Raw genomic sequence first — 1,765 nt, 5'->3', positions numbered from 1 at the left:
CGAGCGGCATCCATGATCCATCGAACAGAAATGCCCGGCAATTTCTGGTCCGAGCTTGAGCGCAACGTGTCATCTAAGGTGGGCGACGCCCTTAACACAGATGAAGTTCCGCATGAGCTGCTGATCTCATATCTGCGCGATTTGGAAGTCATGGCACGGACGGCATGCCATAGCCGACAGACCGTCCAGATCATCGCCTCCGGGCGTAGCCTTCTCGGCGACCGAGAGGTGCTAGGACCGAAGGATTGTGCGTTCTCATACGCGCATCTGTGATCGGGATGGTTCTTGCAGCATCTCAACGGCCTGAACCCAGATCGGAGATAAAAATGCTCTATGACGAGATGGGTCGTCTGGCCGGCGAGGCGTTCCAGTTGAACGCGAGAATGGTCCAGAACGCCATGCTGCTTACAGTGGCGATGAATTACGCCTGGACCGCTAGTCGGCGACAGGAGGTTCGACGAACCGGAGGCGAGATGAAGGCTTCTGCAAAGCGCACTGCACGAACGAGCCGCCCGAAGCGTCGTAGCTTGCCCAGAGAGGTCGCGGCTCGGGGTATGCACGTTTTGTAGCCGCTTAGCCCCGCGGTAGCGCGGGAGCATCAGAACACCCGCGTTTAGAGCGGCACGCAAGGCATCATCGGCTAGGCTCACTGAGGGCAGGCTGAGCCGCGGCCAGGATGGCAGCGCGGGCCTTGGTCCGGCGGGGGTCCGCAGCCGTGATCTCGCGCCGTATGGCGTCGAGGGTTGCGGGACCGCCGGCCGCATGCGCCTCGCGCAGCTTGTGGGCGAGGGCGCTCCGGAAGGCGAGAGTGGCCGGTGCGTCGGCTCCGCGCTGCTCGATGCTCTCCACGAGGGCGAGGATGCTGGCGGTCGTCATGCCTGGGCTCTCCCGATCCCGTGCCATGCCATCTCCAGCACGATCATCCGCCAGCTCGCGTACCTAGAGTATCGTGGCCTGCCAGTGCTGAACACACTGTACGCCGCATGACCGGCGGCAGACAGCTGCACTGGGATCTAAACTGTGTTGGAGAACGCGTGCCCGACACGATGCAGCGTGCCCGACTTGAGTCGCGGAAGGTCTGGCGCATGCAGTCTCTTACTGGGCTAGTTCCTCCACCCTCGCTCATGGTCGAGCTCATCGACCTGCTAGGCGACTTCCCGCCTGGACAGAACCAGCGCCAGGCCGAGATGCTCGGGACACGCTTGGCGGACCTGGAATGCAGAGCGCGCAGGCAGGGAGCGCCGCCGGAGACGGTGGCGGCGATCAAGGGCGCACGCGTGCTGTTGGATCTGGCGGAACTGCCACCCCTGCCGCCGTCGAGCGCAGGCCTGTGACGGCTTGCCCGGCGTCGACCAACCTGCACACGCTGGCCGTGAGCTTGGAAGCGATGCAGCGGCTGCTCGGTCGCCGAACCGCGGACGGAGCGCTCGTGCTGGCTGATCCCGCACTGATTGAGGCCGCGATTGAGACAGGACTGGCGGAGGTGGCAAGCGTCAAGGTGATGCTGGCGGAGGCATCGCAAACCCCGACGAGCCCATGGCAGGGATCCGTCGATAACCTCATTGCGGCGGTAGCCGAGGTCGACGGTCTGCTCACTATGCTAGAGGAAATGCTGAGCCGCCTGGTGATCGGCCCCCACGAGGTGGTCCAAGGGTAAAGTTAGTGCACGGTGGGCCGCTCCGCCGCGAGTAGCTTGGCCGGCGGAGCTGGTCGGGCGAGCGCAGCCGGCCAAGCGGAGAAGGCTGGCACGAACACCTCCGGGGCC

At 64.4% G+C, this 1,765-nt stretch carries 4 protein-coding genes; 3 read left to right on the top strand and 1 reads right to left on the bottom strand.

Translation table 11 applies throughout. The features are described from left to right. Nucleotides 1–273 (top strand): hypothetical protein (locus tag MKK63_RS01560; RefSeq protein ID WP_313901735.1); only part of this gene is annotated, 273 nt, incomplete at its 5' end. Between the two features lie 360 nt (nucleotides 274–633). On the opposite strand, the gene MKK63_RS01555 is transcribed toward MKK63_RS01560, so the two are convergent. Next, nucleotides 634–876: a hypothetical protein gene (locus MKK63_RS01555; RefSeq protein ID WP_243998062.1), complete on the bottom strand. Its 243-nt coding sequence runs from the start codon at nucleotides 874–876 to the stop codon at nucleotides 634–636. Between the two features lie 209 nt (nucleotides 877–1,085). Between MKK63_RS01555 and MKK63_RS01550 the strand changes: the two genes are divergently transcribed. Both MKK63_RS01550 and MKK63_RS01545 read left to right on the top strand, forming a co-directional pair. Next, nucleotides 1,086–1,334, top strand: a complete 249-nt coding sequence (locus MKK63_RS01550) for a hypothetical protein (protein ID WP_243998060.1) — start codon at nucleotides 1,086–1,088, stop codon at nucleotides 1,332–1,334. Continuing rightward, nucleotides 1,331–1,657 carry a hypothetical protein gene (locus MKK63_RS01545; protein ID WP_243998058.1) on the top strand — a complete coding sequence of 109 codons (327 nt, stop codon included), beginning with the start codon at nucleotides 1,331–1,333 and terminating at the stop codon, nucleotides 1,655–1,657. Before MKK63_RS01550 ends, MKK63_RS01545 begins: the two co-directional genes overlap by 4 nt. The last annotated feature ends 108 nt before the right edge of the window (nucleotides 1,658–1,765 follow it).

It is taken from the genome of Methylobacterium sp. J-088 (assembly GCF_022829295.1).
GTDB lineage: Bacteria > Pseudomonadota > Alphaproteobacteria > Rhizobiales > Beijerinckiaceae > Methylobacterium.
This window is presented reverse-complemented; position numbering and strand designations above follow the sequence as displayed.